Origin of the sequence: Acinetobacter lactucae, from assembly GCF_013344765.1 — a bacterium.
Classification (GTDB): Bacteria; Pseudomonadota; Gammaproteobacteria; order Pseudomonadales; family Moraxellaceae; genus Acinetobacter; species Acinetobacter lactucae_A.
This window is the reverse complement of sequence record NZ_JABVBF010000003.1, coordinates 18,229-44,497: the sequence shown is the minus strand read 5'-3', so window position 1 is coordinate 44,497 and position 26,269 is coordinate 18,229. Positions and strand designations below refer to the sequence as shown.

The following is a 26,269-nucleotide window of genomic DNA, read 5'->3' as shown; positions in this document are numbered from 1 at the left end:
TGTTTTTTAATTTTTTTAGGTGACTTGTGGAACGCTGGTTAGAGTTTATGGGGAATCACCCCATTTTGTTTGGTACGCTCGGAGTCTTGATCGTATTGTTCTTCATTTTTGAAGGTCAACGTAATGGTCGTAAAATTTCTCCACAGTCGCTTGGTATTTTAGTGAAAGCGAAAAATGCTCTTTTGATTGACTTACGCGATAGCAAAGATTTCCGCGAAGGTCACATTAGTGGCAGTCGCAATATTCCGTATAGCCAAATCGCAAGTCATGCTGACGAATTAAAAGCAAGTGACCGTCCACTGGTATTTATTTGCAACTTGGGGCAAGTTGCTGGAAGTGCTTTGCAAAAAGTTGCTCACCACGATAGCTATCGTCTTGATGGTGGTATTAGCAACTGGAAAGCACAAGGCTTACCTCTTGTTAAAAGCAAACCAAAAGCTTAAGGAGAATTATCATGGCTGCAAATGTCATTGTTTACTCAACTTCTGTATGCCCGTATTGTGTTCGTGCTAAACAGTTACTTGAGCGTAAAGGTGTTGCTTATAAAGAAGTAAATCTTTCTGTTGAAGCACCAGAAGTACGTGTTGAATTAATGCAACGCACAAATCATCGTACTGTCCCACAAATTTTCATTAACGATCAGTTTATCGGTGGTTTTGACCAACTTTATGCTTTAGAGCGTGAAGGTAAACTCGACGAATTATTGGCTTAACATCGCATCCATATTAAGGAAAAAACAATGAGCGAAGAACAACAAGTTCAACCACAATTAGCTTTAGAGCGTATTTATACAAAAGATATTTCTTTTGAGGTTCCTGGGGCGCAGGTTTTTACTAAACAATGGCAACCTGAACTTAATATCAATCTTTCTTCTGCTGCAGAAAAGATTGACCCAACTCACTTTGAAGTTTCTTTAAAAGTTGTGGTACAAGCCGATAACGACAACGAAACAGCGTTCATTGTAGATGTAACTCAATCAGGTATTTTCTTGATCGACAACATTGAAGAAGAGCGTTTACCTTATATTTTAGGCGCATACTGCCCAAATATTTTGTTCCCGTTCTTACGTGAAGCTGTAAATGATTTAGTAACTAAAGGTAGCTTCCCACAGTTACTTCTTACTCCAATCAACTTTGATGCAGAGTTTGAAGCGAATATGCAACGTGCTCAAGCTGCTGCTGTTGAAGGTCAAGCTTAATTTTTTAGCTTCTCCTTTTAATAAAAAAACCGCGTATTACGCGGTTTTTTTATGTGCGCTATTAAAATTATTAAAGATCAAGTGAGTGAAGCTGAATAGATGGAAACTGGAAGCCACGGCAAGATAACTCTGAACGCCATGCAACGGTTAATATCATATTGCCAACAATAAAATTCTGATAAGCAAATGTCCCATTAAGTGGATGAGAACAGATTCCACCATGATCGGTAGGATGTGCCTGAGTATTTAACGTATTTAAATCTAAACGTATGCCTAATCCTGAAGCTTTTAAAACAGCTTCTTTCGTGGTCCAGACTTTGAACCAATATTCTCTATCTTGTTCTAAGCTTAGCCATGTTTTATATTCATCGGGATGAAAGGCATGTTTTGCTAGAGCATCTAGGCGTACATTCCGATCAAGTTCCTCAACATCCACACCAATATCTTTAACATGTTCGCTCATGGCTAAAGCGTAGTATTGTTGGCTATGTGAGTGATTAAAATGCAAAGTGTGATTCAACAAATAAGGTTTACCATGTTTATACTTGGCAAACTCCAATTCCATTGAATTGATTTGTAGTTTCTCTGCAATCAGTCTATTTCTGACACTCTGTATTTGTTGTTTTTTATAATGATTAAATGAACGGAAGTCTGGAAAATCTTGTTTAGACTTTAAAAGAAGCTGAGATAATGCCTGTGTATAGACTTCAATTTTGCGCTTAGACATTATCTCGACCTTACTTAAAATTATTAGAATTTAACGACATCGCCTTTTAAAGCAACACCCGCCATCATGGTGCCTTTATAGCAATCGTAAGTTGTCGTACTCGTTGTTTCATTAGCTTTAAAATAGCTCACAATATTGGTCACGGCGTTTGCCCCTTGTGCTTTGGCATTGTTTTGCATTTGGATTAGTGCTGAACGCAAAACCCAGTCACAAGAAGTTGCTGCCGACTTACCAAAACCATTGGTCTTTTTATTCGTCACAGCATCTTTTTGAATAACTTTACCACCAGACTTTGTACCCTTTAAATAAAACTTTACCGAACCATCCAAAGTCCCATCTGCAACCGCACGGTCTACAGCTTCTTTAAAATTTAACTGATGTACTTCATCTCCAGCCTGAACAGTGGCAGTAAAACCCGCACTTAGCATTGCTACAAATAAAAGTTTTTTATTTAACATTGTTGTGTTCCTTATTGTTTAACACGTTTAAAAATAAGCGAAGTATTAATTCCGCCAAAAGCAAAGTTATTGCTCATAATAATGTCAGCATCCAAATTTCTCGGCTGCTGAACGATATAATCTAGTTCACCACATAGCGGGTCGATTTCATCTAGATTTAAAGTTGGAATAAAACGGCCACGATTCATCATTTCGATGCTTAACCAAGCTTCAATAGCCCCACACGCCCCCAGCGTATGTCCAAAATAACTCTTTAAAGAGCTGATTGGTTTATAGCCTAAAACTTTTGCAGTGGCTTGGCTCTCTGCCACATCGCCCTGATCAGTTGAGGTACCATGCGCGTTTACATAGGCAATGTCTTTAGCCTCTACAGATGCATCTTTAAGCGCTAACTCCATACAGCGCCCCATCATTTCTGATTCAGGACGAGTTACATGTTGACCATCGGTATTGCTACCATAGCCAATCACTTCTGCATAAATATGAGCACCTCGTGCTTTGGCATGTTCATATTCTTCGAGAATTAAACACCCTGCCCCTTCACCAATCACTAATCCATCTCGTTTAGCATCAAATGGTCGTGGTGTTTTTTCAGGTTGATCATTCATTCCACTGGTCGCGAACAATACATCAAAAACCGCTGCACCTGCCGCACTGAGTTCCTCTGCACCACCCGCAATCATGACTTGTTGTTTGCCATATTTGATTGCTTCATAAGCTTGCCCAATTGCCATGGAACCAGAGGTACATGCACTTGAGGTAGGTAAAGTTAATCCTTTTAGACCAAAGTATACGGTCATGTTCACCGCACTGGTGTGGGCCATCATACGAATATAAGTGGTGGCATTAATCTTACTCATGCTCTGGTGAAGCAACATGCTTGCAAACTCACCCACGGCGTCTACGCTACCCGCAGAAGAACCAAAGGCAACACCCGCTTCGCCACTAGATAAAATTTTATGCCCAAGCAACCCAGCATTTTGTAAAGCAGTTTCGGCACAAACCACAGACATGAGCGCTACACGCCCCATCCCACGGGTAACCTTACGGTTAAAATGTTTTGGAACATGAAATGTTTCAACAGGCCCAGCAAGCTTGGTCCGAAGGTCAACATATTGCTCCCACTCCGGCATGTAGCGAATACCGCTTTTAGCAGCTTCAAATCGCGCAAAGATGTCATCGGCAGTTTCACCTAAAGAGGTAATGCCTGCCATTCCTGTCACAACTACACGTTTCATCAGATGAGTCCTCCATTTACAGAGATCACCTGTCGAGTTACATACGAGGCTTCATCTGAACACAAGAATTTCACTACGCTCGCCACTTCATCAACCTGTCCCATGCGCTGCAGCGGAATCATTTTAAGCGCATGTTCTTTGACTTCATCTGTCACCATTTCGGTTTCAATCAGTCCAGGGGCTACACAGTTCACAGTAATTTTTCGCTTCGCCAATTCGAGTGCCAAAGCCTTGGTCGCACCAATTAAACCTGCTTTTGCAGCACTGTAGTTGACCTGTCCACGATTACCCATAATTCCAGACACAGAAGATAAAGTGACAATACGGCCACCTTTGCGTAAGTGAATCATTGGCATGATAAGTGGTTTTAAAACATTATAGAAACCGTCTAAGGAAGTCGAAATTACTTCATCCCAATCTTGATCTGTTAACGCAGGAAAAGCACCATCATGAGTAAGACCTGCATTTAATACAACCCCATAAAAAGCGCCATGCTGCTCTACGTCTTGTTCTAGAATTTGTTGAACCGTCTGGCGCTCATTTACATCAAACATTAAATAATGGCTATTTTGACCTAAGGCTTGAATCTCTTGTACGACTTGCTCAGCCTCTGCCTGACGAGAACGTGCATGTACAGTTACATCAAAACCAGCCTTTGCCAGCTGTAATGCAATCGCTTTCCCAATTCCTCGGCTTGAACCCGTTACTAAAATTCGTCTTGTCACAATGTATTCCTAATTCTTTGTGGTTATTCAAATGGTGTTTCTGTAGGTTCAAATACACTTAACGTTGCCTGAATGCAGTGCTCAGCATATTGAATTTCACAGGAAAATTGCCCAAGTCCTTCATGAAAATATTGTTGCTCTATTTGGATAATCAATCGTGAACCTAAGGAGAAATAAGGGATGGGTAAATTTAATTTACGTGTTCCCAATAAAAAACCGACTTTTGGTGCTTGTTTTGACTGCTGACCTTGCCAGCCTGAATAAGCACTAATTGTTTGTGCCATAATTTCAATGCTTGCCCATGTCGGCAATCCTTCCGCTTCACAAAACATGAGCTCTGGTGTAATCGTGAGTTCTGCTTGTGCCCGCCCTTCAGCAACATCCGTTAAATGGTCAATAAATACCATCGGTTGCTCATGAGGAATATATTGAATTGCATCCAGTTTCATTAGGGCTTCACTCCAAAAACAAGACTAATATTACTTCCCCCAAAAGCGAAAGAATTACTCATGACATAACGAATGGGCTGTGTTAACTCGGCTTCTTGCACATAGTTTTGGTCGACCAAATCTGGATCAAGCTCAACATTTTGATGTAAAGGCAACCAGCTTTGATCCTTTAGAACCTGTTCACAAATGAAAGCTTCTATGGCACCCGCTGCACCGAGACAATGTCCAGTTTTATGTTTTGTACTACTTAAAGCAACTTGGTAATCACCAAAAACTTGTCTTACAGCCTTAATTTCCATTGCGTCATTTTGTGGAGTTGCTGTCCCATGCAAGTTGATATAACCCACCTCTTGAGCGGAAATATGTGCCATATCTAATGCACGTTGCATAGCTAAAGTGGCACCTTTACCTTCAGGGTGCGGAGCTGAAATGTGCCATGCATCCATGGACTCACCCGCCCCCATTAACATGACTGGTGCTTGTTCTTTACTCATCACAAAAAACGCAGCAGCTTCACCAATATTAATACCATCACGGCTTACACCGCAGGGTTGGCAAATATGTCCAGATAAACTTTCTAGACTATTAAACCCATTTAGGGTCAACTTACACAAGGTATCGACGCCACCAACCAGCACAACATCTGCTAAGTCTGCGTGAAGTAATCTCTGTCCTGCGGCTAATGCTTTAGCGCTTGAAGAACAAGCTGTTGAAATCGTATATGCAGGCCCTTCCCATCCTAAGTACTGCTGCAATGCTTTCGCTAAACAGCTCATTTCTTGAGGATAGTGAGATATTGATAGATCGATTTGCCCTTGAAAATACTGCTTAAGTAATAATTCATTATCTGCAATACCAGAAGTAGAGGTGCCTACCACAATGGCTAAACGTTTATTTTCAAAGGAAGCACTATAAGCTTTTAACTCTGTTTCAATTTTAGATAATGCGGTTAAGGCAAAACGTAGATTACGTGAATCTACAGACCGCAAAGCATCAGGTACGCTCGAACATAATGGATGCGTATATTGTCCCACCCAAACATCACGATCAGCGATTAAATCATCTCGCAAACTCAAGGTTTGCTGCGGCTGTTGTAATGCCTGTTTAATTTGATTAAGTTCGCAACCTAATGCAGATAAACCAACACTAAATTGTATGCCTACTGCCATTGGAGCTGCATTTTCTGAAGGTAAATGTTTCATGGCGTAGGACTTTCTTCTGTCTGTAAAGTGTTCTCAATCGAACTCAGCATCATGGCATAAGGAACTTGTTCATTAATCAATTCAATGCTTCCTTGCTCCTGTTTAAGCTGCAACACAGGTTGCTTTTCAATATAAACAACCTGCTTGTCTACTTGTTGTTTCATCTCTACAGCTTGCTGCCCTAAATGCGAAAACTGAGGGTATGTCGCAAACAAAAGGTCACGCACTACAAACTCAAAAGGCAATAAACGCATTTGATCAATACGTTGTTCAACATGAACCCGATGCCCATCAAACTGTAACTTAAATAATTGTTGACCTGTCAGGCTCAAAGCAACCATATCTAGTACAGCGCCCTTTTGCTGTTGATATAACAAGAAGCTAAAACTTTGCTGCTTCCACTGAACTTCAACCTGATCTTGCCTTTGATAAGTCTGAGCCTGCCATAGTGGACTTTGCAATCCTTTGGCATGTGGCATGACCTGACAACCATTTAAAAATATAAAGCTACTGAGTAATATCGTTGCCCATTTGCGTTGCATGGTTATCCCTCAAGTACCTGTTCTTGCGCCAAGCCTTCACGACAATATTCTGCCAAAGTGCTGAGTCTACGTTTGGCATTTTTATGGATCGGGTTTTGTTCATCCCACGCATAACCTGCCAATAATGAAGAAATCATACGGCGAATGCCTTCATTCTGATTTTGCGAGAACACCACATCTTGGAACTCGCCTTCGTACCATGACTCAACATAGGCACGAAATACTTGAATGCCACGGCGTAATGGTTTTTCATATTCTTCTAACCAGTCGACTTGCTGACCTTGTAAAACTCGTTCAACCAAAGGAACAGCCAAACTTGAAGATTTAAGAGCAATCGTCACACCTGATGAAAAAACTGGATCAAGAAATTCACCCGCATTACCTAATAGCGCATAGTTGCGGTCTGCCAAGCGTTTTACATTCGCTGAGTAGCCTACCAAGGTCCGCACTGGTGTATCAAACTTTGCATGGCGCAAGACATGTGACAAGCTTGGTTCATCGGCTAAAATGCGTTTCAACATTGCTTTAGGTTCATTATCTTCAGCATTTTCGACAGTGTATTTGTCAAAAAAGTCTTGTTCTGCAACGACACCGAAAGAAGCTCGTCCATCTGCAAATGGAATCAGCCAATACCATGCACGATGATCTTTTTCATGGACAGTAATTAAAATTTTATTACGGTCAAACTCTGGGTCATCTGTAATTCCGTCTTCAATATGGGTAAACAACGCACGTCGTACCGGAAAATTTGATGGGCTCTCTAAATCTAATAACTTTGGCAAAATTCGCCCAAAGCCACTCGCATCTAACAAAAATTTAGTTTGAATCTGATAACGCTGTTGTTCTTCATCAATTACTGTAAGTACAGGCTGTTCAGATGCAACATCAACATCTAAAACCTCATGCCCAAAGCGTATATCAGCACCATAAGCTTGAGCCTGTTTTGCTAGCAAATTGTCAAAATCTGCACGGCGAACTTGCCAAGTTGTGCCCGGACCATCGGTAAATTTTTCTGTAAAGTCATAAAAACTACGCTGTTTGCCACGTAGAAAAGCTGCCCCATTTTTAAATTGAAAAGCATATTGCTCAACATGCTCACTGACTGTTTCTAATAAACCAGCCTCTTCTAAAAATGCCATAGATTGTGGTAACAATGATTCACCAATCGAAAAACGAGGGAAATGCTGTTTTTCAATGACCGTAACGGTATAGCCCTTTTTTCGAAGAAGTGCAGCAGCAGAACTACCTGATGGCCCAGCCCCAATAATCACGACGTCAATTTTTTCTATAGTGCGCATAGCACAACTTCCTTTTTAATTTATTCAAATTATGAATGGTCTTGTAAATTTACAATATGTTTTTCATCTGCAGGGGTTAACAAAGTTGCATAGATAAACGAGAAAATAACCCCGAATAAAACCGTTAAACCAAAACAATGAATTGCGTAAGTATGGCTAAATGAAAGTAATCCAAAGCCAAGTAAGGTCGACATCATACATAAAAATAATGCCATTCCAACTACTTGTGGATGATCATGTCCATGTCGGTAGAAAATTGCATAGTCGACACCAATCCCAATAATCAGGAAAGTCGCCATAATACTAAATAGGTTAATCTCGACACCTAACCATGCCTGAACAGCAAAAGTGCTTAGTAAAGCCAAGCTGACTGGCAAGACCAAAGGTACAATCGAACTTAATCCATAAATAAGCGCTAAACCAACTGCCAGACCAATTAAGGCATAAATCAGAAGATGTTGAGCCTGCACTCGATGTTCAGCAAACATTTGCGACATTTCGGTAACCGGTTGCTGAAAATGTATGTGATCATTCTGAAGCTGCTTTAATGCCTCAGGCTGTTTTGCCCCTGTCACCATGACTAATCGCTCATTGGCTTGAGGTTGTAAAAAAGCTAAAGGATGATCTTTAAATACCGAAAAATCTAATAGTGGTTGTGTTGCCAGTTGCTGTTGCCACTGTAAAACATCTGTGACATTTAGCCCCATACTTTGGGCATATTGCTGCAAAGTCGCTTTTGGAATATTTGTTAATAGTTGTAGATTGTTTTGCTGCTCTGCCAATGGTGGAACCCATTGTCCCAAAGCTTGAAATGCACTGATTTTTCCTTTTGCTTGCAACTGTTGTAATTGCCCAATCAGTTGCTGCTCTTGTTGCTGCATTTCATTTGCAGAGGCCGCTCGTACTACAAAATAATCACTGCTTTGTTGCTGGCCAAATTGCTCACGAACAGCTTGGTCTTGCTGCTTTAACCTCGCGTCCATACCTTGTAAGTTACGAATATCATCATTACTTTTAAGATAGAAAAGACTAACTGTACCTACTGCTAAAATGATTGCAATCAAGCTATAACGTATCTTGGCACGCTGTTGAAACCATAACCGTGCTTGTCCAATCCACGACAGTGCTTTTATTGCTGGCTGGGCATTGAGTGCAGGTAATCTTGGTAATAGCAGTACACTACTGATCCACGCCGCAGTTAATCCTACAATTGAAAAGACCGCAATCTGCTTGAACCCAGGAAACGGAGTAAAACTCAAAAAGATGTAAGCAACCAATGTGGTCATTAAGCCCATAAACAAACTTGGTAATAGCGGTTTTAAAATTTGAAAACCACCAAGCTTTCTATGCTGCGATTGCATCGCCATAAAATAAAATGAAAAGTCGACACAGACACCAATCAGACTTGCACCAAAGACCAATGTCATCAGGTGAATTTCACCAAACACCCAATGTGTGACCGCAAACGCCACAAAGCTTCCAGTCGAAACTGCAATAAACTCGGTTGCCAAAGGTCGCAGTGAGCGAAAGCCGAACCAAACCAGAAAAATTAAGCCCAGTGTCGAGCCAACACCAATTGTTGAGATTTCCTGCTTAGCCGATTGCGTCCCAAAATTTGAAAATAAAATAGTTCCAGTCCAATGAGATTTTAATCCCATTGCCGCTAGCTTTTGCTTAGTTTGTTCAATCCAAGTAGAGGTCTGTTCTTGGTAATCAATATTGTATGGACTTTGCGTTAGCTGTAATACGAAAAGCCGAGAAATGCCTTGTTCATGATGAATTGTGGCAAAGCCCTGCTCCATTTCAATATCTTGCTGTGACGGGGTTGCCAACTGCATGGCATAACGAGGGAACAATAATAGCGGATCTTGCTTAAGTGACTCAGCAGTGACAGGCATACCTGGACTCATCATCTGCATCAGACTTTGTTCAGTCAGCGCAGCATAATCCTTTTTTTGCAATAAGGCTTGATCTTGAGCACTCAACAATCCTGCGCGATGTTGATACAACTGTTTTGCAAATTGATCAAAATCAAGTTGTGGCTTCAGCGGTTGCCACAACTGGCTTTGCTTGGCCTGCGCTGTTAAGAAATGAGTCGCTTGTTGTATCGCAGCTTCATCTTTGGCATCTACCACCACAAATACTTTATTGTTGAGTTGCTCATTCATGTACTGCTGAGTACGTGCAAGTTCTGGGTCTTGCTGAACTTTAGGCAATAACGCAAAAATATTGGTTTGAATATGAATATCTTTATTCAGCCACGTCACGCCAAGCCCCACAGCAACCAATAGCAGAGCAATTAACCAAAGCGCGGTGAACTTATTTTGCCAGTTGGAAAATCGCATGCTCAGCAGCCGTTAGAGTCGTCGGTTGAGAAGTCTGGTGACTAAAGCGAATGGTCGTTAAATTATTCGCTTTCTCGGTAATCACGATTTGGTTAACGTACTGTTGACCTTGAGCATCAACACGCACAAATAACTTTTTAAACAAGCTACTTTTCGGAGTTAAGCTCATGCTCCAACCCGCTGGACTATAATTCGCACTTACCACATTAAAATTCTTTGCTAAAGCCTGTTCATTACCAGACATGAGCTGTAAGAATAAAGTCGCGACCGAACTATATGGCGATTGATCAACTTGTATTTGGCTAAATGTACGCTGAGTTTTCTGTACCAATTTGGTTGGGGTAACAATCAAATCTGCTTGCACAGGTCGTTTGATTTGCCACGCTACACCATAAGATTTTGAGAACAACAAAGAGCCATTCGATACAAAAGTTTTATTCAACGACGGCAATTTTTTTTGCTGTTCAAAATCAGCACGAACCGTAGGAGACTGTGATAGTTGCTGAAAAATTTGAGTGATCTGTGTGGGCGCTGCATAGACCGCACTTAAACTGCTCATCCAAACAGCAGCACCTAAACCTAAAGTTTTGATGAATTGAGACATCACGCATTCCTCTTCGGTTGAAACTCAGACCATGCATTCAAGCGATCAAACAAAACCTGTGGCGATTGAAAACACATTTCACGGGCTTCAATATTCACCGCAACCTGTGTGGTATAACCCTTGGTTAAACGTTTTCCTGACTCAGCATCAAAAATCAAATAATCAATTTTCAAACGGTTTTCCCATTCTTTTAAAATGGCCCGAACCCGAATCTTTTGTTCAAACTCGATACCGTATGCATAGCGAACATGGCTTTCAATCACAGGCCATGCATAGCCTGATTCTTTCATCTGCATATAGTTATAATGAAATTGATCGAGCAATTTACAGCGAGCAATCTCAAAATATTTTAAATAGTGTCCATGCCAAACCACATTCATGGTATCGACATCATGAAATGGAATTTCAATGATTACATCTGCATGCATTGGCTCACCTTATCCCATAAATTCTGGTTGATTAAACAATTCAAGTTGGTCTAAACGATCAACAATCTGTTGTAATTCGGTTTGTAATGGTCGGTCTTCTTCGACAAATGCAAAGCTTTGTAAGGTCCATTGCATAAATGCCTGCAATGTTGGACTTAACTGTGTAGTTAAACCTTTCAGATGAATCGCCTGCACACTCGCACAGCACAGCGCTGCAATGACTTGCTGTGTTAAGGTAATTACACGGCTCGCATCACGTGCAGCAATGGTACCCATGCTGACTTTGTCTTGGTTATGACATTCAGTTGAACGTGAAAAAATTGAAGCTGCCAAAGTGTTTTTCAAAGCTTCAGCCGTCCACGCCGATACTCCGATTTGTACCGCTTTAAAACCATGATTCAGTGGTAAACGTTCAGCCGTTGCGCCTGTTAAATTACGTGGTAAACCATGATTCATTTTATGGTCGACTAGCTGTGCAATTTGTCTGTCCATCAAATCAGCAATATTGGCAATCATAATTTTCAAGCTATCCATTGCTTGTGCAATGTGTCCACCGTAAAAATGACCGCCATGCAATACACGCATACCGACTGGATCAATCAATGGATTGTCGTTACTTGAATTCAGTTCATTTTCAATAAACTGACGTAACCATACTTTTGAGTCTTCAAACACACCAATGATGTGTGGTGCACAGCGCAACGAATAACGATCTTGCAAGCGTGGACTTTGATGTGCTGTTTGTACTTCACTGTTCAGCCAGTCACGTAATTGCTTAGCAATCTGTTGCTGCCCTGGATGAGGTTTTTGTGCAAACAGGACTTCATCAAAATGACTAGGATTACCTTCCAAAGCCAATACATTTAGAGCAGTAATTAAAGTACTTGCAAGTGCAATTTGCTCTGCTTTTTTATAATTTAAACAAGCAATTGCTGTCATCACCGCTGTGCCGTTCATGAGTGCCAAACCTTCTTTAGGTCTGAGCGTTAAAGGCTGCATATTCTTATCAGTATAGATTTGAGCAACAGGAACAGTTTGTCCATTAACATAGACATCACGCTCACCGACTAAAGTTCCCGCAATATAAGACAACGGTGTTAAGTCGCCACTTGCCCCGACTGAACCTTCAGATGGAATGACTGGAATTACATTTTCATTCAGCAACCAAACCAAGCGCTCAAGTAGTGCTATCGACACGCCTGAATAACCGCGAGCCAATGAACATAAACGTGTCACAACTACTGCACGTGCAGTGATGACATCTAAATTTTCACCTAAACCACAACCATGAAAGCGTGAAAGATGCAGCGGTAGTTCATTAACCTGATGTAATGGCACTTCAACCAAACATGAGTCACCATAACCCGTGGTCACACCGTAGATAACCCCTTCTTCTTCAAGGAGCTGATCGAGAAAATCAGCACCTTTTTGAATCAGTTCACGCCACTCAGACGTTTCTGGTAAAGCAACCTGACATTCGCCTCTGGCTACAGAAACGACATCTTCAATACTCAGTGGTTGTTCACCTACGGTTAACACACGCATGTTATTTCGTCCAAAAATTATAAAAATTAAACCATTGATAAGGAGCACGTAGACAATGCTGTTCTAGTACGGCAACGTACGTTTTAGTGATGGTTTGCATACTTTCAATACGGTTAGCACGGGGTAAATTGATCTGTTCAGCAATTGAATGAATATGCACTTGAAACTGCTGCTGCACCCGATAGCAAAACACCGCAATAACAGGCACTTTGAGTAAGTTTGCTAAAATCCATGCACCCTGCGGGAAAGCTGCTGACTCTCCTAAAAAATCAACATGCTGTACACGATCTGACTGCACAGGAACTCGATCTGCCGCCACAATGACCCATTCACCTTGTTGCATCTTGTCTTGCAATAGCATGGCAGTTTCAATGCCCAGCTCATCAACTGATAAAAGACACACATCTGCCTTATCATTTATTTTTTTCAAAAACTCATTAAATTTTGTCGCGTGCTTTTGGTAAACCAGCACATTAATTTTCTGCGGATGCTCTGACTTAATTGCTCGAAGCAACTCAATATTGCCAAAGTGAGAGACAATAATCAGAGCACCTTTTTGATAATGCTGAGAGAAGTTTTCATGTCCAAAAACTTGCAGTTCCTGCTCGGGAATATTACCTAGCCAGCCCTCAATCTTATCTAGAATACATTCGCCAAATTGCATGAAATGCGCATAGCTATTTGTCCAATTTGGTTGATGGCTAAAGGGAGACTGCGATCCAGCAAAATGATGCAGTTTTTGCAAATAAAGTAAGGAGGCCTGCCTTGCTGCGACAGCAAATAACCAGTACCACATGATGACGAAGTACATCACAAGCTTGCATAACCAACGTCCACCAAAACGGTAAAACCACAACATCAGCATGAGGGGCAGCATCCCTCCTCGCTCTTTAATGTCGTTCCATTTTGGTGAAGCTGAATCTGTCATAATCAACCTTGCAGCTTTTGTTTTAATAGCTTCGGTAAGCGAATCAGCATCCCCATAAACAAGGTTGCATGCGCTTTACTTAGCCCTAAGTTATCTCGCCAAGCGTGAAAATGAGAAATACCCTGCTCTGGATAAACCACAGGCGTTGGTACATTAATAAAAGGGGTATTTTCCCATTTTAAACGTACTAAAATTTCACTATCAAAACCCATACGCGGCTGAAATTTAGCACTATTCAACACCTTTATCGTGCTCTCGAGCGGATATACGCGAAACCCGCACATGCTATCTTTAATTTCAAAAGATAAGCTATTTAACCAGACCCAAAAATGAGTAATGTAACGGCCATATAAGCGCTTTTTAGGAATAGAGGCATCAAAGTATGGCTGACCAATCACCATTGCATCAAGATGTTGCCGAGACTGCTCAATAAATTTTGGAATATCATCCCAGCAGTGTTGACCATCTGAATCGAGTTGTAATGCATGGCTTAAACCAAGCTCATAGGCTGCACGTAATCCCGTCATGACTGCCTGACCTTTACCCTTATTCACCTCATGCTCAATAAGATGAATTTGGGAATATTGCTCTGCCAACACTTTTAAAATTTGGCTACATGCATCATCACTGCCATCATTGACCAAAACAATCGGTAGATGAAAACTGTCCAAATACGAAATTAAATCTGCTAAATAATGTGGATGGTTATAAACCGGAACAACAAAGCCGTAATTGGTCTGCATTTTTAACCCTCTACTTCCGTTTGCAAAGCAAATAATAGTCGCCCTGAAGCCAGAATTTGTTCTGAATCACGTAGTTCAAAACTCACTTTATGCTCTTTTCGAGCAAGCTTGAGTTGCACCACAGCATACGGACGAATCAGGTTTTGAAATTTTAACTGCTCATATCCCTGACACCAGCTCAAATCAGACCAAATTGATTTAGCAAAATGTTGTAAAAAGCCTATTTGCCCAACCCCAGGATAAATCGGTTGTGTTGGGAAATGCCCTTTAAAACAAGCCAACTCAGGTGGAAATTCCAACTCCCAAATGTAGTCATCTGAATTTTGAGACTGTGACAGCACCACGGGTTGCAACATAGGCTTAAATAGAGTTTTCAAATAGTTTTTATTGAGTTTGGATTGAGTATTTTGTGGTAACTGACTTAAGAACCGCCACTGACGTGGAATCGCGATCGTTTCCAACCCGTCTTTCAACTGTTGTTTTAAATGGTTAACAAAAGCTGATTTACCCTGTTGCTGTAACTGTTCACGAGCTTTTTCTGTTAGAACGACAATACAACCCAACATTTGGCGTTGCTCATGTTCAAATACCAATACATGGCATTGCTTTACGACATCTAAAGCTTGGATGCTTTGCTCGATCGCATCTAGACTTAAACGCTTTTCTTCAAGCTTTACAATTCGATCTGTACGCCCCAGCAGCTTAAAGATCTGACATGTTGCATCTGTCCATGCCGCACCATCACCTGTGGTAATCCAATCATACTCAAAGGCGTGATTACTCTTGACCATAAGCTGTTGCTCTTCAATCCGAATAGCCACATTACTAAATGCAGTCCAAGTATCTTCATCTTTAGCACGATGGGCAATACCACCAGTTTCCGAACTTCCCAAAACTTCAATAATCGGACGGTTTAGTAAAGGGCGAACACCACTTTCTAGCTTGCCCCCAGAACTAAAGACCATCTGGCAGTGTTGTAAAACAACATCGGTTGTCCAACGTTTTAATAATGCAGGACTTGAGATCAAATAATTGCTTAATCCCAACGTTTCTAATTGTTTTTGAGCTTGTACCACATCTTCTGGGAATGCCATTTGAGGCACATAAAAACTTCGACCAGTAGCAAGTGGTAGCAGTAATTTAAACAGTAATCCATAAATATGTTGATGACTAACCGTTGCAATCGCGATTGCATGTTCATCAAAACTAAAGCTTTGACTCAACCCTTGGACTTCGTTGAGTAATTGTTTGAGTGTCCTTGGAATTTTTTTAGGTTCACCAGTTGAACCTGATGTATAAAAATAGAGTTGCGCCTGCTCTAAAAAAGCATCGTCTAAGGTTAAAGATGAAAGAACAACTTTTTCAGTATTTTGGCGCTTTAAAAAATAAATCTGCTGTGCTGCAAAATCTTGTTCTAGTTCACGTACTCGATTTGGTGGTAAAAGTACTTGTTTTTTCGCTAGCAAAGCAGCAAAGAATAAAACCAGAAATTCATAGCTATCTGCTTCCCATAAAGCCCAAGTTAGATTTTCTATTTGAGCAATTGCAGCAGCTTGTAAGGCCACATCCTGCCAAAAGTAATTAAAACTGGTCGAGTGCAGAGCACCGTCTATACAAAGTGGCTGAGCTGAATCGATGAATTTCTGAAAATGGCAATACATAGTTTTTAATTAATGATTTGAAGAATGTAAACGCTGATGTCGCTTACGCAAAATAAATTCACCAAGGAACAAAATGCCCATCAGCACATAAGAAATAAAGCCATTATAAATGACCCAAACCTGAGTTGAGGTAAAAAGCACAGTGCTTAACGCAATCAGTGCATTACAAAAAAAGAAAACACACCAAACTTTAGTGACCTGTCTGGTCCACTGTACGCCAGAAGCAGGTAAATCAGGTTCAATGAGTCGGGCAAAGCGCTCAATCATAGACGGCGGCTTAATGAGCGTCAGCGCAAAAATAATTAATGCACCTAAACTCATACCCACTGGATATAGCTTTAGCCAAGCATGGTCATGTGACAATAAACTCAGGCTACCGCAAACGATGGCAAAACCCGTTAATGGCCATAATAACGAGTTGCCTTTGCTAAAAAGTCTGATCGCACCTAACCCGATGAGTAAAGCACTCACCCAGACAAATTGGCCATGAGTCAAACTCCAGCCCACAATAAAGGGATACAGCACAAAAAGTGCCATCATTATCCCTTTAAGAATAAACTTCATTCAGCAGTCATATTCTGAATAACCGTCACCACATCAAGCACGGTTCTCACATTTTTAAAGTCTTCAGGCTTTACTTGCTTGCCTGTTAACTCTTTAATTTTTACAACTAAATCGACCGCATCAATACTGTCTACATCAAGATCAGAATAAAGGTTCGAATCGAGTTGAACAGTCTCTGGTTCAATCTCAAACAAATCTTCCATCCATTCGCGGAGTTTAGTTAGTACTTGCTCTTGAGATAACATCATCACGCTCCTTATGACTTCTGTTGTGCTTCAACTAAAGCAACCAAGCTCTGGATTGACTTAAAATGCTGTTTGGTTTCATCCGACTCTGCATTTAAATGAATGTTGTAACGCTTTTTCAAAGCCAGTCCCAACTCAAGTGCGTCAATTGAGTCCAATCCTAGACCTTCTCCAAATAATGGAGCTTCTATATCAATATCGGCAATAGTAATATCTTCTAGTGCTAGAACATCAATAATCATTTGCTTTAGTTCATCAGCAAGATTGCTCATTTCAAGATAACTCTTCTTCAAAAATTTTATAAAAACTACGACTTAACTGACGAACTTGTTTAGGTCCTACTGTTAAATCATCTAACAGATCTGATACTTGCACAGCATCTAATACCTTGACCTCGATATGAAATGGTTGAGATGGTACGTGATACCATTTTTCATTCTTGGTTAAAGTTGATGGTGTACAAGTAATAATTACTGGGCGAATTGGTACATTTGCACGAATGGCAATATTGGCTGCACCTCGCTGAAACTCGTTTAGGGTCATCCCTTTTTCAGTGCGCGTTCCTTCCGGAAAAATTAAAAGAGAAGCCGCATTATTTTCTTTTAGACGCTTTACACAGTCTTCAACAAACTGCTGAGAACCTGCATTTAAAATATAGCCTGCGCTTTGTACGGGTCCTTTGGTAAATGGGTTCGACCAAAGAGACTGCTTCACGACACAATTAGCCTGCTGCATCATACCAATTAGTACTACAACATCAATCAAAGTCGGATGATTGGCAATCACCAGCTCTTGGCGACTATTTTGTAGTTTTTCTAGCCCCTCTACCGAATAAGTCATGATGCCGAGTTTGACCATCATGTCGGTAAAGCCTTTAAAACTATGTTTAATCACATTTTGCGCACGTTGCTGCCGCTTTTGCGGATCAGAAGTGGTTGCATTGAGTACGGGTGCAATCACTGAGGCGATTGCCATACCACCCACCCCAAAACTGGCAAAACTAAAGCCAGTGGCAGCTACACGCCAGCAATAATTACTTTTTTGCTTGAGATTTTTAAGATTTAGCATTTGTTCCACCCAAATGCAGATGTTAACTGGTCAGCATCCTGCCAAAAATGAGCAAAAGCAGGAGCATCTGCTTCATCTGTATGCGTCCACGCAGTAATTTGTAAATTAGGTTGCTCTAAAGTAACAACAGCAGCCATCGCATAGGCAGGAAAATTGATTGCCTCAGCATAAATATTAGGTAATGGCTCATCATAAGCGACGACTAATACTCGCTTAATTTCAGACATTGACTTTAAAAGCGCATAAGCCTCAATCAAACCTTCAGTCCATGAACAGCTTAGGCTTGTAGAGGGAGTATCATCCTGACATAAAATCGAGTAAAGGCCAGAAATTGCATTGTGAACAGACGTTGAAAATTGTGTTGGCGATGGAGTTTGATCATTTAAAACGTCTTGCAAGATATTTAACGTTTTTGCCTCATCACCATATTTTGATACCCAAATAATATAATCGACCTTATTACTTTCTAATGCACCGATCGCACTATTTAAAGCAAGTTTAGCCAATGGTGATAAACGTCTACGCTGCATAGCTGGGATGCAGTCGAGAGCCGCATAGGAAGGCTGAGCATGTGTAAATATAAGCTGAGTAAGATGTAATGTTACCATGCTAAAAAATGAATCCTAAGCCGCGTTATTCTGTCGAAATATAAATTATTTTATAAAGATGCTGATTATAGCATTCGTTATAAAATTTACAAAAAATTACGTTTATCACTCACACTTTTTCATAACTCTTCGGAGTAGCTCATTTATTTGCAAAAAAAACCCAAAGAAAACTTTGGGTTTTTGAACAGTAAAAAACTTAACGGTTAAATTTTTTCTCTGCTTTCTTAAATTTCTGAATATAGCGACGGCGACGTGCAGCAGTACGTTCATCAACCTGACTCTTACGACCTTCAAACGGGTTTTCAGAAGTTTTAAAGTCAATACGAACTGGTGTACCTTCGAGTTTATACACTTTACGGAACACATTTTCTAAATAACGGCGATAATCGGCAGGTGTCTTATCAACCTTATTACCATGAATCACAATAGTCGGCGGGTTCTGACCACCCATATGCGCATAACGCATTTTAATACGGCGACCGCTAATCATTGGCGGTTGATGAGCTTCTGTCGCATCACTCAAAATTTGAGTCAATTTAGCTGGTGATACTTTTAAGTTCGCAGACTCATAAGCACGGTGGATAGAAGGATATAAATCACCTACCCCAGTTCCATGTAAAGCAGAAATTAAATGGATTTTTGCCCATGGAATAAAGTCAAAACGACGTTCAACATCAAGCTTACACTGCTTGCGGTCGTATTCAGACATGTTATCCCATTTGTTGATGGCAATAACCATGGCACGACCAGCTTCAAGCGCATAGCCAATTAAATGCAAGTCTTGCTCAACAATACCTTCACGCGCATCGACTACAACCACGACAACATGTGCATCTTTCATTGCTTGCAAAGTTTTAACAATTGAGAACTTCTCAATCATTTCATCAACTTTACCTTTACGACGCACACCTGCTGTATCAATTAAGGTGTATTTACGGCCTTCACGCTCAAAAGGAATGTAAATAGAGTCACGAGTTGTACCTGGTTGGTCAAATGCCACCACACGGTCTTCACCAAGCAGACGGTTGACCAGTGTTGACTTACCAACGTTAGGACGACCAATAATTGCTAAACGTAAGCCAGTATCTTTGTCATGTTCTTCAGGGTTTTCATCTTCTGGAACTTCCGCAAGTACATCTTCCAGCATTTGCTGTACGCCACGACCATGGCTAGCGGCAACTTGTAATGGTTCACCCATACCAAGTTTATAGAACTCAACTAAAGCTGCTTCAGCATGAACACCATCTACCTTGTTCGCAACAAGATAAATTTTCTTGCCTAAAGTACGTAGTTCACGAGCAATTTGCTCATCAGAAGCTAATAATCCCGCGCGAGCGTCAACCACAAAAATAATAATATCTGCTTCATTGATCGCTGTTTTTGACTGCTCGGCCATGTAGTTATCGATACCGCCTTCACTCTCACCGATACCACCAGTATCAACAACAATGAAAGACTTATTTTGATAAGTCGCATCACCATATTTACGGTCACGAGTCAGACCCGCGAAGTCGGCTACAAGTGCATCACGACTCTTGGTAATCTGGTTAAATAACGTTGATTTTCCGACATTCGGACGACCAATGAGCGCAATAACGGGTTTCATACAATAACCTTAATTCAAGACCAGCCATATCTCATGGCATGAGCATTAGAAACAATACAGGAGATATATTTTAAGGTCAGATATGACCATAATAAAAGACGGGGCTTTGAACTGATTTAATTCAAACACCCCGATATTTTTTTAACAGCGTAATTTGTTAAGCGGCTATTTTAGCACAAGCAAACGAAATTAACGATTCTGCCAAATACTTAAATCGCCTTTTCTGGTCGAAACGTAAAGTTGGTTCTCAATAACACGTAATGTATTGACCTCACCACTTGTTTTTGAACGACCAATCAACTTACCTGTTGCAGGATCAACAAGATGTAATACGCCATCTAAATCACCAACAATAAGGTCCGATCCCAACACAACAGGGTTACTTAAATGACGGTTTAATAAACTATCATTTTGCCAAACTTGTTCGCCTGTCGTTAAATCATAAGCAGTTAACTTACCATCAGTTGATGAAACAAATACTTTATTGTCATAAACTTCTGGACGCTTCGTGCTGCTTGAGTCTTCACTCCAAACTACACGTTGCGAAGCTAGATCAGTTACAGTCACTTGTCCTTGGAAACTAGTAGTTACCATAAACTGTCCAGCAACAGTAGGATCACCATCGATATCAATCAAACGTTGAATATCAGAACGACCTTCACTTACCGCAACACGACGTTGGAAACGTGGAATACCACTAATCGTATCAATTGCATAAACATACGCATTCGCAGATGCGATTAATACGGTACGCGGGTCAAGACTCACCGGTGACGCCTGACCACGTAAACTAAATTGGACATTTGGTAATTTATAAGCCCAAACTTGTTGGCCTGAACCAGCATCATGCGCAAATACAGTACCATCATTAGCAATGGTAATAACGCGTCCAGACTGAACTAAAGAAGGACTTAATAGTGCACCAGATAACTGCGCAGTCCACTTTTGTTCACCTGTTGCCTGATCTAAAGCAAAAAGTTGACCTTTACTATTACCAACAACAACAATTCCTTCAGCAGCTTCAACACCAGAGCTCAAGCCTAATTTGCTGACTTTTTTCTCCCAAAGACGTTGCTTACCACGATATGCAGCGACTTCACCTTTTGGGTCAAGCGTAAAGACCACGCCCCCACTTGCATCAAGCTGCAAACGTAAGGGATCTGCCTTATCAGTAGAAGAAACACTGCGCGAAAACACGGGTACTAGAGTCTTTTTCGACTCAGTCAATTTCGGTAGTGGATTTGGTTTTGCTTCTTTTACTTTGTTGCTAGAACATCCCACCAGTACAGCTGATGCGATTGCAATTGCCAAAGGCAGTTTGAATTTCTGATTCATTAAGACTCTTCCACCTGTGTTTCCAAAATTGGGCGCTCAATCTGTGGATCTTCAACTAAAACGCCAACACTTTCGAGTTTAATTTGTAAAATTTGTCGCTCTTGTTTACGTTCCAGTAACGAATCCCATGCAGCTTGATACGCTTTTTTAGCAGAATCAACATCTTTCTTAGCAACAAAGATATCACCACGTAACTCTTCTACTGTTGCATTAAACGCAGGATCGACGTTACCAGACAAGGTTTTTAGTGCTTCATCATATTTGTTTTGCGCCAATTGTGCATCTGCTAAACGCAATTTTACAACCTGAATCAAACCTTCATCTTTTACTTTTGAATTTTCAACTTTTTTCAATGCTTTTTCAGCAGCTGCATAGTCCTGTTTTTCATAAGCCAATTTTGCTAATACAAACTGAGTCTGTATGGCCTGAACAGAATCGATATCATCTTTTACGATTTTATCTGCCGATGCAGTGATTGAAGTTAAAGCATTAGGATTATCGGCACTCGCATTTGCCTCATCCATTAACTGCTGTACTTTTGCAGTTTCTACTTGGCTGCTTGCAAGATTTCTTTTTTGCCAATATTCCCACCCAAAAAAGGCAATCAATGCAATGAGAATCCCGCTAATGATGGCAGAACCATATTTTTTTGCGAACGACTTTAAGCTGTCGAATTGTTCATCATCACTTAAGCTCATGTGATTGTCCTTTTCCAGATGTTTCAGTTTATTTTGTAAATTTTTCAATTAAGAATGGTACAAGGTCAGCCAGTGTAACTTGTGACTGCTCAGCTGTTGCTAACTCTTTGATAGCAAGCTGCTGTGCTTCCCATTCACGCTCACCTAAAATCATGGCATAAACAGCCCCAGCCTGATCAGCTTTTTTCATCTGACTCTTCATGCTGCCTTGTGAACCTGTTTTGATTCGAATACTGCTATTTGCAGCTTCTAACTGGTCACGTAATTGTTCCGCTAAAATCAAAGCTTTGGTTTGATACGCAGGTTCTGCAACCAAGAAGACTTCACAATCACGAATAACTTCTGCCTGTTCAACTTGCTCAACCAGAAGCAATAAGCGCTCCATCCCCATACCAAAGCCAACAGCAGGTACAGATTGATCCGGTTTACCTTTTAATTGACCAACCAAACCGTCATAGCGACCACCGCCACACACAGTGCCTTGCGAACCAAGTGCAGTTGTTGTCCATTCAAAAACGGTTTTATTGTAGTAATCTAGACCACGTACCAATTTTTGATTAATGACAAATTTAACACCTGCAGCTGTCAAATAATCTTGTAATTGTTGGAAGTGACTTAAACTATCTTCTTTTAAAAAATCATATAATTTCGGCGCATTTTCTAGAATTTTCTGAGTCGATTCAATTTTAGAGTCTAAAATACGTAATGGATTCGTTGTTAAACGACGCTGTGAGTCTTCATCCAACGCATCTTTATGCTCGTTTAAAAACGCAACTAAAGCATTACGATATTCTGTACGCTCATCTTTTTCACCCAAGGTATTCAACTCAAGTTGAACCATGTGATCAACGCCCATACGTTTCCATAAGCGAGCTGTCATCAAGATAACTTCAGCTTCAATATCAGGAGTCGCAACACCGAAAGTTTCAACACCAAACTGGTGAAACTGACGGTAACGTCCTTTTTGTGGCTTTTCATAACGGAACATAGGTCCCATATACCACACGCGTGGCGTAGCACCGCGCAACAAGTTATGTTCAACTAAAGCACGAACACAACCTGCTGTACCTTCCGGACGCAAGGTTAATGACTCTGGTGGATTGCCTTTGTCAAAAAAGGTATACATTTCTTTTTCAACAATATCGGTAGCATCACCAATAGCACGTTTAAACAAGCCCGTTTGTTCAACAATCGGCAAACGAATTTGTTGATATCCATAAGCATCCATTAAAGATGCTAAATGTTGCTCGAGACGTCTCCACGCTACTGTTTGCGTTGGCAAGATGTCATTAAAACCTTTGATTGCGACGATTGAACTCATGATGAACTACGAATAATTTCTTTAGATTTAGCTTCTTCAAGCTCTTGGACACGTTGACGAACCATTGTTTCGATTTCATCAACCAATTGATCGGTATCGATTAAATGGCTTTTTTCACCATTACGATAAACCAATGAGCGAGGCGCAGCCCCAACAACCCCGATATCAGCTTCTTTTGCTTCACCCGGGCCGTTTACTTTACAGCCAATTACCGACACATCCATTGGAGTACGAATATCTTCTAAACGCTCTTCCAATGCTTGCATTACCTGAATAACATTAAATTCTTGGCGAGAACAACTCGGGCAAGCAATAAAGTTAATACCGTTAGAACGAAGTCCAAGTGATTTTAAAATATCAAAACCAATCTTGATTTCATCTTCAGGCTCAGCAGCAAGCGAAATACGCATCGTATCGCCAATACCTTCCATCAACAACCCACCAAGTGCAATCGCTGACTTGACGGTACCTGTACGGTAAATCCCTGCTTCGGTCACACCAAGATGCAATGGGTTATCAATTTGTTTTGAAAGTAAACGATAAGCATCCATGGTTAAAAACACATTTGATGCTTTTACGCTGACTTTAAACTCGTGGAAATCTAGACGGTCTAAAATATCGATATGACGTAGTGCTGATTCAAGCAGCGCCTCACCTGTAGGCTCGCCATATTTCTTTTGTAAATCTTTTTCTAGAGAACCCGCATTGACCCCAATACGCATAGAAATGCCATGATGACGTGCAGCTGCAACGACTTCACGAACTTTCTGATCCGAACCAATATTACCTGGGTTAATACGTAAACAGTCTGCACCATAATCTGCAACAGCTAAGGCAATTCTATGGTCAAAGTGAATATCTGCAACTAAAGGTACTGAAACGCGCTTGCGAATTGCACCAAATGCTTCAGCAGCTTCCATAGATGGGACCGAAACACGCATAATATCAGCACCTGCCTCAACGCAACGCTCAATTTGAGCCACGGTTGCATCGACATCGCAAGTTTCGGTATTTGTCATACTTTGCACACTAATAGGTGCATCGCCACCGACATACACCGAACCAACACGGATTTTACGTGTTGGTCGACGTTTAATTGGGTTCTCTATCATTGTATCGCTCAACTCATGGTATTAGCGGGATAAACGGAATTCTGCTTTACCGTTTACCGTATATGGAGACAATGAAATCTGTTCTTGGTTTAGGCTTAATGACACAGCCGTTGCATCATCAAGACGAATCTGGAATGGAGACTCACCATTTAAGCTTAAAGTTGATGACTGACGTCCTGTCGCCAAAACTTTACCTGTTGCATCAACAATATGAACAGAAGTTGGTCGGTTAAAGTTTAACACCAATTGGTCACCCACTGTTGTTGAGGTGGCACTTCCTTGCATAGGTAAGACTTCAACATTCGATTGATTTACTTTAGGTAAATCAGCATCGTCTTTCTTTGAAGTCCATTTTTGGACACCCATCACAAGCAATGACACAATGGCAACAATTACAACCGCAAGAAGTGCGCGCTTTAACCATTTTTTATTACGATCACTATTAGAACCTGGGAGTTTACCCATGATTTTAATTGGCGAATTATTTAAGGCGTGATTTGGCAAAAGCCCTGTATCATTTGCATAAATCTCATCAAAGCGCTGAATAATTGCCGTCGCATCTGTATTTAAATATTTTGCATATGAACGATAATAACCCTTAATAAAAGTCGCTTCTGGCAATGACTTATAGTCATCTTGCTCTAAAGCGGTCAAGGTTTTAACCGGCATATTTAAATCTGAGGAAACTTGCCCTAAATCTTTATTCTGAGCAACTCGAATTTGACGTAAATACTCACCAGGACGTTGAATATTTCCTAAAGCAGAAGTCGGTAAGCTTGAGCCAGTTGGCTGCTGTGAATTAGGATTTATTTCCATACGGCCTCAGTACTATACTGTAATTGCAAATAACGTTGATATTCTGGACTTTCCGGGAACAAGGCACGTAATTGATTTACTAACGCTTGCTTTCCCATTTTATCCGCATTGGCTCGAGCCAGTCTTACACCAATCCAAAGTGCTCTTGCCCCCTGGTTTTTCTGCCCCACTGTACGAACATATTGCTCATACATTTGTGTAGCAGCCGGAATCTGCTGCTGCAAATAAAAAATTTCCGCTAACTCTAACATTGAAATATAAGAGTCGCGGTTAGCAAGGAGTGCTTGTTTGAATGTTTTTTCAGCATTCACAACATCACCCAATTTTAAATAAATACGTCCCAGATTTTCTAATGCCTGATAACGTTGGTTATAACCTAATGTTGCGCCAGCAATACGGAATTGCTCAATCGCATCATTATAACGCTCCATTTGGTATAAATAAGTACCATAATTATTATGTGCTTGAGCATTATCTGGTTCAGATGAAATTGCTCGTTTAAAATAATGTTCTGCTTTTTCTAAATTGGTTTTGCTACCTTCTTGCTGTAACAAAACACCCATCATCATATTTGCCGTTGAATCGCGGCTATCTACACTTAAAGCTTGATCAAGAGCTCGCTTTGCTGAGTCTAAGTCACCCGAACGAATATGTTCAGCGGCAAGTTGTGTACGCACCTTTACCGCTTTTTCGGGGTCTTTTTTTTGAGTAGGCATTGTCTGGCAACCACTTGCCAGAAAAGCAACTGCAATCCCCATACTTAAGACCGTTTTTAACTTTGGAATACTCAAAGCCTGCCCTCAAT

General features: G+C 40.8%; 30 protein-coding genes. 3 read left to right on the top strand and 27 right to left on the bottom strand.

From position 1 onward, the window contains the following. Nucleotides 1-26: 26 nt before the first annotated feature. Genes HUN22_RS00920 through secB form a run of 3 tightly spaced genes read left to right on the top strand, consistent with a single transcriptional unit; the run spans nucleotide 27 to nucleotide 1,198 of the window. Nucleotides 27-443, top strand: a complete 417-nt coding sequence (locus HUN22_RS00920; protein WP_000443006.1) for a rhodanese-like domain-containing protein — start codon at nucleotides 27-29, stop codon at nucleotides 441-443. An 11-nt stretch (nucleotides 444-454) separates the two neighbouring features. After that, nucleotides 455-712 carry a glutaredoxin 3 gene (gene grxC / locus HUN22_RS00915; protein ID WP_002114715.1) on the top strand — a complete coding sequence of 86 codons (258 nt, stop codon included), beginning with the start codon at nucleotides 455-457 and terminating at the stop codon, nucleotides 710-712. Between the two features lie 27 nt (nucleotides 713-739). Next, nucleotides 740-1,198, top strand: a complete 459-nt coding sequence (secB, locus tag HUN22_RS00910) for a protein-export chaperone SecB (protein WP_002115005.1) — start codon at nucleotides 740-742, stop codon at nucleotides 1,196-1,198. A gap of 70 nt (nucleotides 1,199-1,268) precedes the next feature. On the opposite strand, the gene HUN22_RS00905 is transcribed toward secB, so the two are convergent. The 27 genes from HUN22_RS00905 to pilW form a co-directional block, all read right to left on the bottom strand. After that, nucleotides 1,269-1,925, bottom strand: a complete 657-nt coding sequence (locus HUN22_RS00905; protein ID WP_174726165.1) for a 4'-phosphopantetheinyl transferase family protein — start codon at nucleotides 1,923-1,925, stop codon at nucleotides 1,269-1,271. 23 nt (nucleotides 1,926-1,948) lie between these two features. Continuing rightward, the gene (locus tag HUN22_RS00900) at nucleotides 1,949-2,383 is read right to left on the bottom strand and encodes a hypothetical protein (protein ID WP_016144319.1); all 435 of its coding nucleotides are present in this window, start codon (nucleotides 2,381-2,383) and stop codon (nucleotides 1,949-1,951) included. Between the two features lie 11 nt (nucleotides 2,384-2,394). Continuing rightward, a complete protein-coding gene (locus tag HUN22_RS00895; protein WP_174726164.1) occupies nucleotides 2,395-3,621 on the bottom strand; it encodes a beta-ketoacyl-ACP synthase in 1,227 nt (408 codons plus the stop codon). Further along, a complete protein-coding gene (locus HUN22_RS00890; RefSeq protein WP_014208360.1) occupies nucleotides 3,621-4,346 on the bottom strand; it encodes a 3-ketoacyl-ACP reductase FabG2 in 726 nt (241 codons plus the stop codon). The genes HUN22_RS00895 and HUN22_RS00890 overlap by 1 nt, the downstream gene beginning before the upstream one ends. Before the next feature lie 23 nt (nucleotides 4,347-4,369). Continuing rightward, nucleotides 4,370-4,795 carry an ApeP family dehydratase gene (locus HUN22_RS00885; RefSeq protein WP_039764348.1) on the bottom strand — a complete coding sequence of 142 codons (426 nt, stop codon included), beginning with the start codon at nucleotides 4,793-4,795 and terminating at the stop codon, nucleotides 4,370-4,372. Continuing rightward, a complete protein-coding gene (locus tag HUN22_RS00880) occupies nucleotides 4,795-5,997 on the bottom strand; it encodes a beta-ketoacyl-[acyl-carrier-protein] synthase family protein (protein WP_174726163.1) in 1,203 nt (400 codons plus the stop codon). The genes HUN22_RS00885 and HUN22_RS00880 overlap by 1 nt, the downstream gene beginning before the upstream one ends. Continuing rightward, nucleotides 5,994-6,539 (bottom strand): DUF3261 domain-containing protein, encoded by a 546-nt coding sequence (locus HUN22_RS00875; protein WP_174726162.1) that lies wholly within the window; start codon nucleotides 6,537-6,539, stop codon nucleotides 5,994-5,996. The genes HUN22_RS00880 and HUN22_RS00875 overlap by 4 nt, the downstream gene beginning before the upstream one ends. A 2-nt stretch (nucleotides 6,540-6,541) precedes the next feature. Continuing rightward, nucleotides 6,542-7,837, bottom strand: coding sequence for an NAD(P)/FAD-dependent oxidoreductase (locus HUN22_RS00870; RefSeq protein WP_174726161.1), 1,296 nt, complete (start codon nucleotides 7,835-7,837; stop codon nucleotides 6,542-6,544). 29 nt (nucleotides 7,838-7,866) lie between these two features. Next, the gene (locus HUN22_RS00865) at nucleotides 7,867-10,182 is read right to left on the bottom strand and encodes an MMPL family transporter (RefSeq protein WP_254617517.1); all 2,316 of its coding nucleotides are present in this window, start codon (nucleotides 10,180-10,182) and stop codon (nucleotides 7,867-7,869) included. Further along, a complete protein-coding gene (locus tag HUN22_RS00860; protein ID WP_004794688.1) occupies nucleotides 10,157-10,786 on the bottom strand; it encodes a LolA family protein in 630 nt (209 codons plus the stop codon). Before HUN22_RS00860 ends, HUN22_RS00865 begins: the two co-directional genes overlap by 26 nt. Beyond that, a complete protein-coding gene (locus HUN22_RS00855; protein ID WP_000542808.1) occupies nucleotides 10,786-11,214 on the bottom strand; it encodes an acyl-CoA thioesterase in 429 nt (142 codons plus the stop codon). The genes HUN22_RS00860 and HUN22_RS00855 overlap by 1 nt, the downstream gene beginning before the upstream one ends. Before the next feature lie 9 nt (nucleotides 11,215-11,223). Then, nucleotides 11,224-12,759, bottom strand: a complete 1,536-nt coding sequence (locus HUN22_RS00850; RefSeq protein ID WP_174726160.1) for an HAL/PAL/TAL family ammonia-lyase — start codon at nucleotides 12,757-12,759, stop codon at nucleotides 11,224-11,226. A 1-nt stretch (nucleotide 12,760) separates the two neighbouring features. Next, nucleotides 12,761-13,687 (bottom strand): LpxL/LpxP family acyltransferase, encoded by a 927-nt coding sequence (locus HUN22_RS00845; RefSeq protein ID WP_174726159.1) that lies wholly within the window; start codon nucleotides 13,685-13,687, stop codon nucleotides 12,761-12,763. A 2-nt stretch (nucleotides 13,688-13,689) separates the two neighbouring features. Beyond that, entirely contained in the window at nucleotides 13,690-14,430 is a 741-nt protein-coding gene (locus tag HUN22_RS00840; protein ID WP_174726158.1) for a glycosyltransferase family 2 protein, read from the bottom strand. 2 nt (nucleotides 14,431-14,432) lie between these two features. Next, the gene (locus HUN22_RS00835) at nucleotides 14,433-16,091 is read right to left on the bottom strand and encodes an AMP-binding protein (protein WP_174726157.1); all 1,659 of its coding nucleotides are present in this window, start codon (nucleotides 16,089-16,091) and stop codon (nucleotides 14,433-14,435) included. A 9-nt stretch (nucleotides 16,092-16,100) separates the two neighbouring features. Beyond that, complete coding sequence (locus tag HUN22_RS00830) at nucleotides 16,101-16,655, bottom strand: septation protein IspZ (protein ID WP_174726156.1); 555 nt, start codon at nucleotides 16,653-16,655, stop codon at nucleotides 16,101-16,103. Beyond that, complete coding sequence (locus HUN22_RS00825; protein ID WP_001987856.1) at nucleotides 16,652-16,906, bottom strand: acyl carrier protein; 255 nt, start codon at nucleotides 16,904-16,906, stop codon at nucleotides 16,652-16,654. The genes HUN22_RS00830 and HUN22_RS00825 overlap by 4 nt, the downstream gene beginning before the upstream one ends. 5 nt (nucleotides 16,907-16,911) lie before the next feature. Further along, nucleotides 16,912-17,172, bottom strand: a complete 261-nt coding sequence (locus HUN22_RS00820; RefSeq protein WP_174726155.1) for a phosphopantetheine-binding protein — start codon at nucleotides 17,170-17,172, stop codon at nucleotides 16,912-16,914. 1 nt (nucleotide 17,173) lies between these two features. Beyond that, entirely contained in the window at nucleotides 17,174-17,977 is an 804-nt protein-coding gene (locus tag HUN22_RS00815; protein WP_087089995.1) for a lysophospholipid acyltransferase family protein, read from the bottom strand. Further along, entirely contained in the window at nucleotides 17,962-18,576 is a 615-nt protein-coding gene (locus HUN22_RS00810) for a beta-ketoacyl synthase chain length factor (protein ID WP_174726154.1), read from the bottom strand. The genes HUN22_RS00815 and HUN22_RS00810 overlap by 16 nt, the downstream gene beginning before the upstream one ends. A 196-nt stretch (nucleotides 18,577-18,772) precedes the next feature. Continuing rightward, nucleotides 18,773-20,182 (bottom strand): ribosome biogenesis GTPase Der, encoded by a 1,410-nt coding sequence (gene der / locus HUN22_RS00805; RefSeq protein WP_005066184.1) that lies wholly within the window; start codon nucleotides 20,180-20,182, stop codon nucleotides 18,773-18,775. Nucleotides 20,183-20,371: 189 nt separating this feature from the next. Further along, nucleotides 20,372-21,517, bottom strand: a complete 1,146-nt coding sequence (gene bamB / locus HUN22_RS00800) for an outer membrane protein assembly factor BamB (RefSeq protein WP_174726153.1) — start codon at nucleotides 21,515-21,517, stop codon at nucleotides 20,372-20,374. Further along, nucleotides 21,517-22,215, bottom strand: a complete 699-nt coding sequence (locus HUN22_RS00795; RefSeq protein ID WP_174726152.1) for a YfgM family protein — start codon at nucleotides 22,213-22,215, stop codon at nucleotides 21,517-21,519. The genes bamB and HUN22_RS00795 overlap by 1 nt, the downstream gene beginning before the upstream one ends. Nucleotides 22,216-22,243: 28 nt before the next feature. Beyond that, complete coding sequence (hisS, locus tag HUN22_RS00790; RefSeq protein ID WP_174726151.1) at nucleotides 22,244-23,536, bottom strand: histidine--tRNA ligase; 1,293 nt, start codon at nucleotides 23,534-23,536, stop codon at nucleotides 22,244-22,246. Then, a complete protein-coding gene (ispG, locus tag HUN22_RS00785) occupies nucleotides 23,533-24,648 on the bottom strand; it encodes a flavodoxin-dependent (E)-4-hydroxy-3-methylbut-2-enyl-diphosphate synthase (RefSeq protein WP_016144301.1) in 1,116 nt (371 codons plus the stop codon). Before ispG ends, hisS begins: the two co-directional genes overlap by 4 nt. 21 nt (nucleotides 24,649-24,669) lie before the next feature. Continuing rightward, entirely contained in the window at nucleotides 24,670-25,464 is a 795-nt protein-coding gene (locus tag HUN22_RS00780) for a helix-turn-helix domain-containing protein (RefSeq protein WP_174726150.1), read from the bottom strand. Then, complete coding sequence (gene pilW, locus HUN22_RS00775; RefSeq protein WP_217488017.1) at nucleotides 25,455-26,255, bottom strand: type IV pilus biogenesis/stability protein PilW; 801 nt, start codon at nucleotides 26,253-26,255, stop codon at nucleotides 25,455-25,457. The genes HUN22_RS00780 and pilW overlap by 10 nt, the downstream gene beginning before the upstream one ends. Between the last annotated feature and the right edge of the window lie 14 nt (nucleotides 26,256-26,269).